General features: G+C 60.9%; 9 protein-coding genes and 1 pseudogene. 4 read left to right on the forward strand and 6 right to left on the reverse strand.

Translation table 11 applies throughout. From position 1 onward, the window contains the following. Positions 1-30: 30 nt before the first annotated feature. Complete coding sequence (locus tag JQ611_RS42440) at positions 31-279, reverse strand: hypothetical protein (RefSeq protein ID WP_283816751.1); 249 nt, start codon at positions 277-279, stop codon at positions 31-33. Positions 280-446: 167 nt separating this feature from the next. On the opposite strand from JQ611_RS42440, the gene JQ611_RS42445 reads away from it, so the two are divergent. Next, positions 447-1,214 carry a hypothetical protein gene (locus JQ611_RS42445; RefSeq protein ID WP_283816752.1) on the forward strand — a complete coding sequence of 256 codons (768 nt, stop codon included), beginning with the start codon at positions 447-449 and terminating at the stop codon, positions 1,212-1,214. A gap of 1,204 nt (positions 1,215-2,418) precedes the next feature. Here JQ611_RS42445 and JQ611_RS41700 read toward each other — a convergent pair. Together JQ611_RS41700 and JQ611_RS12605 are read right to left on the reverse strand one after the other, a co-directional pair. Continuing rightward, a pseudogene (locus JQ611_RS41700) lies at positions 2,419-2,991 on the reverse strand (DUF4347 domain-containing protein); the annotation flags it as partial. Then, positions 2,903-3,304: a hypothetical protein gene (locus JQ611_RS12605; RefSeq protein WP_212465615.1), complete on the reverse strand. Its 402-nt coding sequence runs from the start codon at positions 3,302-3,304 to the stop codon at positions 2,903-2,905. The pseudogene JQ611_RS41700 and the gene JQ611_RS12605, both read right to left, overlap by 89 nt. Positions 3,305-4,054: 750 nt before the next feature. On the opposite strand from JQ611_RS12605, the gene JQ611_RS12610 reads away from it, so the two are divergent. From JQ611_RS12610 to JQ611_RS12620, 3 genes are all read left to right on the forward strand, one after another. After that, positions 4,055-6,217, forward strand: coding sequence for a peptidase domain-containing ABC transporter (locus tag JQ611_RS12610; protein ID WP_312011943.1), 2,163 nt, complete (start codon positions 4,055-4,057; stop codon positions 6,215-6,217). A 157-nt stretch (positions 6,218-6,374) separates the two neighbouring features. Then, entirely contained in the window at positions 6,375-8,150 is a 1,776-nt protein-coding gene (locus JQ611_RS12615; protein WP_212465617.1) for a tetratricopeptide repeat protein, read from the forward strand. Positions 8,151-8,297: 147 nt separating this feature from the next. After that, positions 8,298-10,289 carry an HlyD family type I secretion periplasmic adaptor subunit gene (locus JQ611_RS12620; RefSeq protein ID WP_249133121.1) on the forward strand — a complete coding sequence of 664 codons (1,992 nt, stop codon included), beginning with the start codon at positions 8,298-8,300 and terminating at the stop codon, positions 10,287-10,289. 263 nt (positions 10,290-10,552) lie between these two features. On the opposite strand, the gene JQ611_RS12625 is transcribed toward JQ611_RS12620, so the two are convergent. The 3 genes from JQ611_RS12625 to JQ611_RS12635 all read right to left on the reverse strand — a co-directional run bounded on the left by JQ611_RS12625 (position 10,553) and on the right by JQ611_RS12635 (position 12,995). Next, positions 10,553-10,882: a collagen-like protein gene (locus JQ611_RS12625; RefSeq protein WP_249133122.1), complete on the reverse strand. Its 330-nt coding sequence runs from the start codon at positions 10,880-10,882 to the stop codon at positions 10,553-10,555. A 149-nt stretch (positions 10,883-11,031) separates the two neighbouring features. Beyond that, entirely contained in the window at positions 11,032-11,469 is a 438-nt protein-coding gene (locus tag JQ611_RS12630; protein ID WP_212465619.1) for a DUF1772 domain-containing protein, read from the reverse strand. 848 nt (positions 11,470-12,317) lie between these two features. Continuing rightward, positions 12,318-12,995 (reverse strand): hypothetical protein, encoded by a 678-nt coding sequence (locus tag JQ611_RS12635; protein ID WP_212465620.1) that lies wholly within the window; start codon positions 12,993-12,995, stop codon positions 12,318-12,320. Between the last annotated feature and the right edge of the window lie 124 nt (positions 12,996-13,119).

Raw genomic sequence — 13,119 nt, forward strand, 5'->3', positions numbered from 1 at the left:
TCCGGTCGCGCTCCTCTGATGGTCTGTCGACTAGCCGTTCGGCTTGAACACGCCTTCGACAGTCTTTGGCCCATGCGGATCGTCGAGAGACAGTCCGCCTTTGACCTTCGACCCTGGCTCGGGCGTTTGACCGCCCGCGCCTGTGTGGCCAGTTCCTGTCGCGCCGCCCGCCGAGAAGTCATGCGGCTGCAGGTCCTTCACCCCACCAGGGATAGCGGACGTGGGCGGCGCCTTCGAACCGTGGGCAACGTTGCCCTGCGCGCCGCTGATGAAGGTCATCTGCCCAGAGCCGCCAGTGGAGACATCGGCAGGACTGATGCCCACCTTGGCCGACTTTTGGTGGCCCGGGTTGCTCGGATCGGTACCAGAGGGTCCGGTTTCGCCTCCCTCCGGGCCGTTGCCAAGGCCGTTGTTGTTGTGCTGCCGCGGACCCGTAGCTCCACCGTTTGGACCTGTCGAGCCGGTGGCACCCGTCGAGCCGTTGGCACCCGTCGCGCCAGTGGCACCCGTCGAACCAGTTGCACCCGTCGAGCCAGTCGCACCTGTCGAGCCGGTCGCACCCGTCGAGCCAGTCCCACCTGTCGAGCCAGTCGCACCTGTCGAGCCGGTCGCACCCGTCGAGCCAGTCGCACCTGTCGAGCCGGTGGCACCTGTCGAGCCAGTCGCTCCTGTCGAGCCGGTTGCACCTGTCGAGCCGGTTGCACCTGTCGAGCCGGTGGCACCTGTCGAGCCGGTGGCACCTGTCGAGCCAGTCGCACCTGTCGAGCCAGTCGCACCTGTCGAGCCAGTGGCACCTGTCGAGCCGGTGGCACCTGTCGAGCCGGTGGCACCCGTCGAGCCGGTCGCACCTGTCGAGCCGGTTGCACCCGTCGAGCCGGTGGCACCTGTCGAGCCGGTTGCACCCGTCGCGCCAGTCGCACCTGTCGAGCCAGTCGCACCTGTCGAGCCAGTCGCACCTGTCGAGCCAGTCGCACCTGTCGAGCCGGTTGCACCCGTCGAGCCGGTGGCACCTGTCGCGCCAGTCGCACCTGTCGAGCCGGTGGCACCCGTCGAGCCAGTCGCACCTGTCGAGCCGGTCGCACCTGTCGAGCCAGTCGCACCTGTCGAGCCAGTTGCCCCCGTCGAGCCAGTCGCACCTGTCGAACCAGTTGCACCTGTCGAGCCGGTGGCACCTGTCGAACCAGTTGCACCTGTCGAGCCGGTGGCACCCGTAGAGCCGGTTGCACCCGTCGAGCCGGTGGCACCTGTCGAGCCGGTGGCACCTGTCGAACCAGTGGCACCTGTCGCGCCAGTCGCACCTGTGGCTCCAGTCGAGCCCGTGGCACCCGTCGAACCGGTTGCGCCGGTATCACCCGTTGCACCCGTGGCGCCGGTCGCACCCGTATCGCCAGTCGCACCTGTGGCGCCGGTGGCTCCTGTCGAGCCCGTGGCACCCGTCGAACCGGTTGCGCCGGTATCACCCGTTGCACCCGTGGCGCCGGTCGCGCCCGTATCACCAGTCGCACCTGTGGCGCCGGTGGCACCCGTCGAGCCCGTGGCACCCGTCGAACCGGTTGCGCCGGTATCACCCGTTGCACCCGTGGCGCCGGTCGCACCCGTATCGCCAGTCGCACCTGTGGCGCCGGTGGCACCCGTCGAGCCCGTGGCGCCCGTCGAACCGGTTGCGCCGGTATCACCCGTTGCACCCGTGGCGCCGGTCGCACCCGTATCGCCAGTCGCACCTGTGGCGCCGGTGGCTCCTGTCGAACCTGTGGCACCCGTCGAACCGGTTGCGCCGGTATCACCCGTTGCACCCGTAGCGCCGGTCGCGCCCGTATCGCCAGTCGCACCTGTGGCGCCGGTGGCTCCAGTCGAACCGGTTGCGCCGGTCGCACCTGTAGCTCCAGTTGCACCAGTCGCGCCCGTGGCTCCGGTTGCACCTGTGGCTCCGGTCGCACCCGTCGGGCCAGTCGCACCTGAGGCGCTCGTCGACGATCCACTCGTCAAACTGGCGATGCCATTGCTGCTGGGCCCGCCTCCATCAACAGTCGTGACTGTGCCGTTTGCGGCAATGGTGAACGAGCCTGCGAAAACTGGAGGGCTAAAGCCATTGTCGTCATTGTCGACGGAAGCGTAAATGGAATACGACCCCGTGGAAGGCACAATGAATGTCGTCGAATAATGCAGAAAAAACCCCCCGGTGTCGTCTGCAGGTAGCGAATAGCTTGCGACAACAGTCGTGCCCTGAACGACGTAATAGATCGTTGGTCCGACATGCTGAGGTTGGGCACCGGTATCGATATCGCCGTTTAACGTCACATCCAGCGCAAGTAGGCCCGCGTAGGCTTGAATTCCACCGGCCACCATTGGCGGCGCGTATTGCACAGTTTCCGACAACTCCCAATGGCCACCGAGAGCTCCACTACCAATGAGTTGAGCAGCACCCGACACGTGGACGTGCGTCGCTGCCGACAACTTCGCCAAAAAGGATGCTCCGAGAGCCCCGGCTGCCGTTTCGCAGCTCCACAACCGAATATCGCCGTCCTCACCAAGAGCGCGACCAATCGCTGCAAGTTCTCCCGCTTCATTTTCGATACTACTGGCCGACCACTCACCACTCGTAAAACAAAGGCGTCCTGGAGCGCCATGCGCTACGACGTGAATCGCCTTGAGACCTTCGACCCCTTCAAGTACTTCCGCCATCTGCTTTGCAGCGGGCCTCCGCTCATCAAGCACAATGGCCTGAACTTCGGGCCGCAAATTGTCTAGCAGCGTCCTCAGATCCGGAACAAAGCGATCGACGAACAGAAACTCTGATTTGTGGGCCATGGAATTGGTCCTCTTTTGACTTTGACCTTCACGATTCACGGCAGGCCGAGTGGTGGAGGAGATCCACAAACAAATAGACGCTCTAGCCGAAAGATTACTCCCCGCTAGGTCCACCTGGCTGTAAGGGCTTGAGAGAGCTGCGTACGGAAATAAACTGGCAGAGCTTGAACTCTCCGTTCGCATCAAAGGTGCCGATGTCGTAAGCGCTCGCGTAGCGTCCGACCTTCAACCGCATCTCGACCGCATTAAAATTGTTCGATGCGTCTGGCAGAATGACTTGGGAGACGATCGTCTTCGTAGCCCGATCGACAATGAAGTAAGTGACGTTTTGGGTCGTCACGCCGTGTGGCAAAGACCCGCTCACGACAATTTCGTGAGAGACGCCGGCCGAGAGAAGGCCGCCATATTTGGCAATACCTACGGCCGTTAGCGGCGGCAGAACATGCTGATGCTGATAAGAAATCGCCGACTCGTCGGCTCGATCTGATTTAGACATACGCCCACCCAATGCTACTAACGTCGACTTCCGGAGCAAATTACACGTACCACCGCCGTCCGCAGCGACCTAACGGAGAAATTCCTCCGTAGTTCATCTGCCTAACTCAGCACACGCAAATGATTTGTCTCGCCTTATGCGCAGTGTCAATTACATCGACGCCAGCACGACATATGTGCGCGCATGTTCCGCATCAGCCAACTGCAACCTCACTGGCAACTGTCCGCGTTGGTTTGTCTGTAACGCTTCGGAAACAAAAATTTACTTTCTCCTTCCCTCGACTGTTTCAATTAACGAACTTTGAGCGATGCAGACCGATTGAACTGCCTTCGCCTGTTCCCATCGCATCACTCGACGAACGCGCCGGCGCCTTCGGTTCCACGACATACCCCTTTCGAGTTACCTCGAAATGTCTTCGCTGGCCGGTGCGCCTGCCCGACGCCTCTTAACGGATTGCGGCTGACTCGAGATAGCAAACTAGGGTCTTCTTTTCTGTCGGCATTATTGAGGGAACTGAAGATGAGGTAGGCGCAGACCGAATTTGAATGTAGTGTGGTTATGCTGCTTGCGCGCAGATGATAAGCAGCAGCGGTTGCGCTGCCGTATCGTCCAGACTTGAGAGATGCATCGAGAGTAGGCCTTCGCGTGAACCCTCAGGCTCACATCCAACATCCGGACATTTGCCGCGGGGAAACGCCCACTGGCACAATGCCGGACGGGCAAGTCAGGCATGACGCAGCTAAGGCGCGCGTGGATGCGCTCGCCGTTGTTGCCCAGCACTACGGCGTCGAACTAGATCGCAAAGCGCTACGCGTTTCCCCTGGCGAGGTACCCTCTCCCGCGGCTCTCGTCACTTGGGCGCGCGAGGGCGGACTTTGGGCAAAAGCGACGCGCCTGCGCTGGCGCCACCTGATCCGCATGCAGTCGGACGCCCCAATTGTGCTCTTGTTTTCCGACGGTGGTGCGGGCGTCCTCGTCTCGCGCGACGCCAATGCTGGCACCATATACTTACGGGATCCGAGCCGTCCCGGTGAAGAGCCCGTCGCCATCGATGAGCTTCGCCTCGCAAACGTCTGGCATGGGGATGTATTGCTCCTGCGGCGGGAGCGAGGCACATCTGCCGATGACGAGCCATTCTCGTTCTCTTGGATGATGGGTCGCGTTCTGGAAGAGCGCCGCAATCTGCGCGAGATCGCCGCCGCCTCAATTAGCTTGAGTGTCCTGCAGATCGTGCCGCCTTTCCTTATCATGGTCGCCATCGATCGGGTGATTACGCATCAGGCCATGGCGACGCTGGGCATGATCTCGCTGATACTGATCCTCATCACGGCCTACGAGACGCTGCTTGGCTACGCGCGTCGCGAGATCATCGAGGTCACCGCGACGCGGATTGACGCGCGGTTGGGGATGCACGTTTTCCGGCGATTGCTGGCACTGCCAATGGACTTTTTCGAGCGCCATCCGACCGGCGAAACGGCCCGCAAAGTCGGCCAAATCTTCAACATCCGCAGCTTCTTCACCGGCAAGCTCGTTAGCACGTTTCTCGACGTATTCACCCTGATCGCTCTTCTGCCATTCCTGTTCTGGATGAGTGCGACGCTCGCCTGGATGGTGCTCGTAGCATCTGCCCTCGTTGCCCTCGTGGTATTCGCATTTTTACCTGCGATAAGGCAGGTTTTTGCGCGCCTCGTGATAGCTGAAAACCGTAAGAATTCGGTACTCGTCGAGACCGTGTATGGCATGCGGACCGTCAAGTCGCTCGCCATCGAAAAGGTGCGCAACGAGGAGTGGGACGCGCGCGTGGCTGAGGCAGGCCAAGCGCGTCTCGACGCCGGTCGCATCTCGAACGTCGCGCAGACCATTGTCAGCCCAATCGAGGCTTTCATCAATCGCGGCGTTCTGCTCGTTGGCTGCTACATCCTCATTGCTTCGCCTCCCGGGAGCACCTCGATTACGGGCGGTGCTCTCATCGCGTTCTTAATGCTCGGCGCACGAGTAGCAAGCCCGCTGATTGGTCTGGCAAAGCTTATGCAGGATATCGAAGAAGTTCGCCTTTCGGTGAGCGAGGTCGCGGATGTTCTCAACCATCCGACAGAAGCCGCGGCGATGCGGACCGGTCTTCGGCCGAAATTTGAAGGTGCGATTGCATTCCAGGACCTCACCTTTACCTATCCGGGATCAACCGTGCCGGCGCTTGACCGCATCTCGTTCGAAATTCCAGCGGGAACCATGCTCGGCCTCGTCGGTCGCAGCGGCTCGGGGAAATCGACGATCGCGCGCCTCCTTCAGGGCATTAACCGCGAGTACAGCGGTTACCTTAAGATCGACGGCACCGATCTACGGGAGATCAATCTAACGCACCTGCGCAGCAGCTTTGGGGTAGTGATGCAGGACAATTTCCTGTTTCGCGGCACGGTGCGGGATAACATCATTGCCAGCCGACCTGGCTTGACGCTTGAGCATGCTGTGCAGGCGGCCCGTCTCGCGGGTGCCGAGGAGTTCATCGAGCGGCTGCCGCGCGGGTACGAGACTTGGCTCGAGGAAACCTCGTCCAACCTGTCGGGAGGACAGCGCCAGCGTCTTGCCATCGCGCGCGCGCTCGTCTCCGATCCGCGCCTTATGATCTTGGACGAGGCGACCAGCGCGCTCGATCCCGAGAGTGAGGCCCTTGTCAACGCGAACCTTTTGCGCATCGCCAAGGGTCGGACGATGATCATCGTCTCGCACCGGTTGTCCTCGCTGGTCGACTGCGACCAGATCCTCATCCTTGACAAGGGTAAGGTCGTCGATATCGGCCCGCACGAGGAAGTGCTTGAGCGCTGCGCCGTTTATCGACAACTGTGGCAGCAGCAACACCGGCATTTGGAGGGCGGGCGCCCACGTCCGCTTAAGTCCGCCATGACACGAGAGTGACGATTATGGCCCGGCGCTCGGTCACCACTCGCGGATCAAACCCAAGGAAGCGCGGGCCCACGCAACCGATACTGGCGGCGCTCTTCGAATTTCAGGCCGAGGTCCACCTGTTTACGTCGCGAGCTTCTTTGAATGGTTCTCCAAGCAAGGCCATAGGATGAGTTTCGTTGATCGTCTGATCGCGCCAGTCTCAATATCGGCCCGCGCCCGGCGTGGGATTGAGCTCCTCGAATCCGGCCGCGTGGCTGAAGGCTTCCATCAACTCGCCTACGCCGCCCGCGGCGGCTGTATTGAGGCGCAGTATCGAGTCGGGCGATGCTATCACGAGGGCACCGGCGTGCCACAAGCGACCACAGAGGCGGTACGCTGGCTCCAACGTGCTGCGGAAGCCGGTTCAGCGGACGCCCAGTTTTATCTCGCGCTTCTGTATGTTCAAGGCGTGATCATCCCTGAGCAGTCGAGTGCGGCTCTCTTTACCGTCGACAATGAAAGTGGCGGCCCAGATTTCTTCACGGCACTTAACTGGGCGCGCCGCGCCGCCGAGGGCAACTCGGCCGAGGGCCAGGCGCTTCTGGGATATATTCTAACTTCCGGCCCCGATGCCATGACCGATGAGCTGGAAGCTGAGCGCTGGTACGCGCGTTCGGCGGAAGCAGGCTGTCCTCAAGGGTCTCTTGGCCTTGGGCTCGCCCTGCTTCGCAGGGCTCAGGACGAGCGGACACAAAAGGAAGCAGCTGAACAGATCGCGAAAGCGTCAGCGGCCGGCATTCCGACGGCACTCTATCTCATCGCTGTGCTCACGGAATTTGGCATAGGCGTGGGAGGCGAACTCACTCGAGCCGTCGAGCTGTACCGTCTCGCTGCCGACAAAGGCGTGTGCCTAGCGCAAAGGCGTTTGGGCGTGGCCCTCATCAATGGTCACGGTATGGAGCGCAATCTGGTCGAAGGCGAAACCTGGCTGCGCCGGGCCGCACTTGCCGGCGACGCAGAGGCAGCCGCCAGGGTCGGCCTTCTCTACGCTCGCGGAGGCGAATTACCACCTAACTATGTCGAAGCCGTAGCATGGCTCGAGCGCGCCGCCGAAGGAGGTTACGCGCCAGCTGCGAGGACTTTGGGTCAGCTCTACTCGATCGGCACCGCCGTCGACCGCGATCTGGACCTCGCAAATTACTGGCTGGAGCGTGCAGCCGAACTCGGTAACGAGGCGTCGAAAGCCGACTTTGCTAATCTCGTGCTCCGCGGCGGCGGCAAATCCGGCGATCAGGCCAAGACGCGTCATTGGTTTCAAGAGGCCGCTGAGACGGGGGACCTCATAGCCGCCTTCAACTTCGCCGTCTGCTTCGCCGAAGGAATCGGGATCGAGCGCGATGAGACCGCGGCGGCGCTGTGGCTTCGCCGCGCGGCAGTGGGCGTCCCGACTGCCCAATATTGGTATGGTCGGATCTTGATTGAAGGCCGTGGCGTCTCAGAAAACCCAGTTGAAGGGCGAATGTGGCTGAGCCGCGCCGCCGACGCCGGGATCGTCGATGCGCAAGTTCTTCTCGGCGAGATGCTTGTAAACGGCCGAGGCGGACCGGCCGACCATCGCGCGGCCCGCGCGCTATTTGAAAAGGCTACTAGTCAGGGCCACGTTGGGGCGATGTTCGCGCTCGGTGCGCTTTATCATGGCGGTCATGATATCGCAGCAGATCCTGGTCTGGCGCAGCGCTGGTTTCGCGAGGCGGCGCAGCGCGGCCACCCACGGGCGCAACTGATGCTCGGCCGATATCTCCTCGGCGGCGCTGCGGGCCGGACTGATCTTGCCGAAGCACGGCAATGGTTCGAGGCGGCTGAAGCCCAAGGGGTGACTGAAGCGGCGCTCGAGTTAACTCGTCTTGCTAAAGAACCGGGCGGAGGGGCTCGCAGTTTGAAAGGAAGTGCGTCGGCCGCGTAGTCAACAGGAAGGTCTACATGCGGGATCGGAAATGGATTAGCCTCGCGTGTGGTGGCGCAAGCTAGCAAACCCTGAACCTGTGCGGCGCGGAGGCACTGGCTAACTAAAAAGCGTTCGGCGAAGGCCTTTAATTCAAGATGGTATAGAATGACCAATTACTACCCGCTCATCGATAAGGCTGTCACCACGCTGGCGCTCAATACCGGCGAGGCTCGGCGTGAGCTTTATGAGCGCACTCGCTCCGCCTTCATCCGGCATTCGGGCAGCCAAAATCCGCCGCTCACGAAAACAGAGCTGATATGTGAGCATCTCGCTCTTGAGGAAGCGATCCAGAGGGTAGAGGCCGACCGTAGCGGCAGGAACCTGTCCCGCGAAAGCTTTTCGGCGAGGCCTGGTGGGCAGAATCCGGATGGCCCTCGCTCCCCGGCCCTGCAACCAGTATCGGCCGCAGTTACTGTACTCAGCCGCGAGCCTGTCCAACCGCCACAGCGTGAGCAGCCTGTCGTCACGCGCCGCGAGAAAGTAGAAGCATTCCCCCGTTCGACGGTGTTCCCCGCCAACATTGAAACAGCGTCGGCTGCGGATCCGCCGCGGGCGCCATCGCCGCTGCGCAAGCGCTTCAGTTTGTTTTTCGGTCGCAAGCAGGAAATGCCGTCGGTTCCGCCGCCATTTGGGTTCAAGTCTTCGAGCACCGCGCGAAAAGTTCTAGCCAAGCCTGCGGCCGGAAGCATTCGTTGGCCCTCTATCCCCACAGTCCCTGCCATAAAACGATTGTTCAGCGAGCGTAATAAAGTCGATGCGCAACCGTCGTCGCTCCTCGAATTTGAGTCCCCGACGGCAGCGCTTGTCGAAGCACCGATCAGGCCCGCGGCGCGAAGCACGCTCTGGACGGTTGTCTCCGCGATCCTAGCCTCGATGGCGGTGTCTGCGCTGTTTCCTATTGATATGGTCGTGACCGGCTCGGGACGTGTCGTGTCGCTTCAGGCGACCAATGTCGTGCAGCCGCTTGAGACGGCTATTGTGCGCGCGATCAACGTGCGCGAGGGCCAAACCGTGCGCGCCGGAGAGCTGCTGGCGCGCCTCGACCCGACCTTCTCCGCGGCCGACGTAAGCGCCCTGCAGACTCAGGTGAAAAGCTTTCAGGCAGAGGTCGACCGGCTCACGGCGGAAGCTTCCGGGACGCCGTACCAGCCGACGAGCGCGGATACCTCCACGGTCCTGCAGGTTGCGATGTATGGCCAGCGCCAGGCGCAGTATCGGTTTCAGATTGAGAGCTACAACCAGAAACTCAGCGGCCTTCAAGCGCAGATAACCCGCGCTGAGCACGACGTCGCGGCATTTGGCCAACGCCACCGGATCGCCAGCGTGCTCGAGTCAAAACGACGAGAACTCGAGCGGTTGCAGGTCGGCAGCCAAGTGAACCGCTTAATCGCGGAAGACCAAGCCATCGAGATGCAACGCAACTTGACGGATGCGACCGGCGCAGCCGAGCGCGCCCGCCGCGACCTCGACCAGTTGGTCGCCGAGCGTGACGGCTACGAACAGCAGTGGAAGGCGAAGATCAGCGAGGAACTTACGTTGCGTAGACGCAGCCTTAGCGATGCAACTGAAAGCCTGCGCAAGGCGACCCTTCGACGCGAACTCGTTGACTTACGCGCCGACCAGGACGCAGTGGTCCTCAGTGTGGCTAAGGTCTCGGTCGGCTCGGTGATGCAATCCGGCGAGCAGCTGATCACTCTCGTGCCAACCGATGCGCCGCTTGAGGTGGAAATGCGTATCGCCACCGCCGACGCCGGCTACGTCCACGCCGGACAGAAGGTCGCGATCAAATTCGACACTTTCCCGTTCGTCCAATACGGCATGGCCGAGGGGACAGTCCGCTTTATCAGCCCCGATAGCTTCGGCGGCGGGCAAGATACGCAGCGTGGAACCGTCGTCACCCAAGGCGATAGCTCTGCGGTCTTCTACAAAGCCCGCGCGGCCATTGATGAGCTCAAGATGCACGGCGTGCCTGGCGGCTTCCAGCTCAAGCCGGGCATGACCGTTACTGCCGACGTCAAGGCGGGCAAGCGGACCTTGCTAACCTATTTGTTCGCCCGGGTACTGCCAGTTGGCCTCGAGGGAATGCGCGAACCTTGATTTTGAATGGTTCACCAAGCAAGGCAAAGACGGTCCCGGCACAGCGCTCTTCTCACGCGGCCAGGAAGTGCGGCTCTCGCTGCAGCTCCTACAGCCGGGCGCTCGGGTAAACGCCGAGCGGCGTAGCCGCATGAGGAGAGAGGACGAGTTTGAACACCCGAACATGAGCGATTGGCCCGGGCTGAGCTGGCCTCACCGAGATCGACCAGTGCGAAGCCCGCCGGCGTGAACCGGCGAGCGCGATAATCAGAGTCCGGTTTGGCTTATGGCTTTCGCAGGCACAAACCAACGGTCGGGGCCGTCCCGCATTTGGCGCCATCAGCGGTACCGCCACCTGGGCAGAACACCGACACCAACATTTCCGTCGATTCGCAGCTTACCGACCCGTCGGCCTGAACGGCTCGAACGGTGACGCCTGCGTCGCCCTTGTCGCCCTTGGGACCCTTGTCACCGGTGTCACCCTTGGGGCCCGCTTCACCCTTGGGGCCGAGCTCGCCCTTTGGACCCGCCTCGCCCTTGGGACCCGGCGCGCCCTGCGGGCCTTGGGGCCCTTGTGCGCCGGGCTGGCCCTGCGCTCCCGCGATACCCTGCACGCCTTGCGCCCCTTGAGGGCCGGCCGGACCCTGCGGACCTGCATCGCCCTTAGGCCCAGGATCCTTACCGCATGCGCCAAGTGCCAGAGCCAAACCGATCGCGAGTATCGGGAAAATCCTCATGTGAAGCCCCCCTGTCATTTTCGCCGTCAATGGCGGTTGCCAACAATATGCCTCCACCCATGCCGAAGCTCCAGAGAGTTGACGACCTCCAAAGGTCGAATGAACGCCGCATCGCCCGATCTCACCGCGATCGCCCCGACGAACAGCGCACAGGCCACAGTGGATGCAATCGTCCGGACATGATTCCACAACGTCCAGTCGGGCAGAGAGCGCGCCCGTAGCGGTGCGGCCTCGGTACTTGCGGGATCGACGGTGGCCAGCGCGTTGCTCAAGGGCACGTCGACGACGGCTGTGCACACGAACATGCCGATCACATAGAGCACGCAGCCGGCCAGCATCGCCGTCGCGCCCGGCTCGCCCCACCGAAGCCCGCCTGCAACCGCCAGCAGCAGGCTCGCAACCGTTGCGCCCAGGAAGAGCGGGATGAACAGCGACTGTACGATCACGGCGTTGATGACGTTCATCGCCGCGATGGCTGCCACCTGCCTGGCTGACCTATTTATTCGCCCGGGTACTGCCGGTTGGCCTCGAGGGAATGCGCGAACCTTGATTTTGAATGGTTCACCCCAAGAAGGCCAAAGACGGTCCGAGCTAGGCGGGTGAATATCTCCTCGGCGGCGCTGCGGGTCGTAGCCGCAGAGTTTTGTCCCCGATCAGGAGGGATCATTAGCTTCCATGCCCGGCGGCGCGGCGTTGGTGGACTCGCTCGAGGGGCAGCGCGGTTCTAACCCTCCGAACGAGTCCGCTCGTGTGGCTGCTTCATGACCGCCGCTTAGTCGATCGCGGCAACACTACGGGCGCCGGAGTGCGGATAGCTTGTTGCCTCGCATACGAATTGAACCACCAAGCCTTCGTTGATTAAGCTTGATCCTACATCCATGCCACTCGGAGTGTGCTGCAACGACGGCCGAAGTTGCAACATCCCTGCCTTCCATCCTAGGCCGACAAGAACAAGATGAAAGTCTGACCGGCCAGCGTGAGCAAATCGCCTGGACGCGGCATGATAGGACCGTGGGTGTCGTCGTAATCTTGGTGGCGGTCTTTCCCATCGTTGGGAGCACAGGTGAACTGCGAAGCAATACCTCACGGACCCGTGCGCACCGATTGCTGCCTGGCGCACAGTATCGTCGTCGAAACCAAGCTGAGTGTTGTCGGTCGCATGATTGCGACTTCGTGGTTCAGCGCAGTAATCGCACCGCCTCGCGGCTCTCCGAACTCAATTTGGAGAACCGCAAGGGAATTAGATCGCGCCAACCCGCTCGATGGGTGGCCTAACCCATCAAGCCCACTAGTCTCACGACCCACCGGATTCCTAGGACGGTTCGGCACGCAATTTGATTGCCTCGATCTGGTTCGCATTAACAGATTTGGCAACATAAAACCTTTTATATTCTTTGACTGCCACCAGGCGTTTCAAGACCTTCTCGATACGTCTGTCGATTTCCGCCTGAATCTTCAATTCCTTTTCCATGATATGCAGTAGGCAAGCGCGCTCGAACTGATCAAGTTTCAGTTTTTCAGCGGCCTGAAGCGATGGAACGATGAAGCCTGAGCCAACGAGGTTCAGCTCTTTCGCCAACACGGTTAGCTTATCGAAATCAACGGCCTGACTGACAGTCTGGCTATCGGCTTTCGCTTCGACGCGCCCATAAATTTGCTCTAGGTGTCTCTGAACGATCTTGCAGACACTCTGCACGGCTTCGGACTGCGACTTCACGGCAGGACCCAAATCAAAAGCGGCGATTTTGGCGTCAAGGTCCAGCTGCTTTTGGTAGGCCTGCTGTAATCCGGCCTCGAGACGGCGCTTTTTCCAGTACAGGCTAACCAGGTCAAATATCGCTGCTTCTTCTGAGATGCCATCGGGACAATATTCGTCCCGATAGGCTTGCAGTAGATCGTCGAATTCCTGCTTATTTTCTTCGGGTAAAACCACGTCAGTGGAGTAAAAACCGTGCGTGAGAGCATTTTTTGAAGTATTAGAATTGGACATTTATGATCTTAAGTTATTGTGAGAAATTAGGTGCGAATACTAAAAATATATTAAATCTATATTTCAGTAATTAAGAGTATAATATAATATTATTACTTAGCAATTATTATGCCGAAGAATTTTT

Source organism: Bradyrhizobium sp. AUGA SZCCT0182 (genome assembly GCF_018130185.1).
Taxonomy (GTDB): domain Bacteria; phylum Pseudomonadota; class Alphaproteobacteria; order Rhizobiales; family Xanthobacteraceae; genus Bradyrhizobium.

What these genes read in the sequence shown, in the direction of transcription:
- JQ611_RS42440 (WP_283816751.1), bottom strand. Translation starts at nt 279, where the DNA reads ATGACCTTCATCAGCGGCGCGCAGGGCAACGTTGCCCACGGTTCGAAG.
- JQ611_RS12605 (WP_212465615.1), bottom strand. Translation starts at nt 3,304, where the DNA reads ATGTCTAAATCAGATCGAGCCGACGAGTCGGCGATTTCTTATCAGCAT.
- JQ611_RS12615 (WP_212465617.1), top strand. Translation starts at nt 6,375, where the DNA reads ATGAGTTTCGTTGATCGTCTGATCGCGCCAGTCTCAATATCGGCCCGC.
- JQ611_RS12620 (WP_249133121.1), top strand. Translation starts at nt 8,298, where the DNA reads ATGACCAATTACTACCCGCTCATCGATAAGGCTGTCACCACGCTGGCG.
- JQ611_RS12630 (WP_212465619.1), bottom strand. Translation starts at nt 11,469, where the DNA reads ATGAACGTCATCAACGCCGTGATCGTACAGTCGCTGTTCATCCCGCTC.
- JQ611_RS12635 (WP_212465620.1), bottom strand. Translation starts at nt 12,995, where the DNA reads ATGTCCAATTCTAATACTTCAAAAAATGCTCTCACGCACGGTTTTTAC.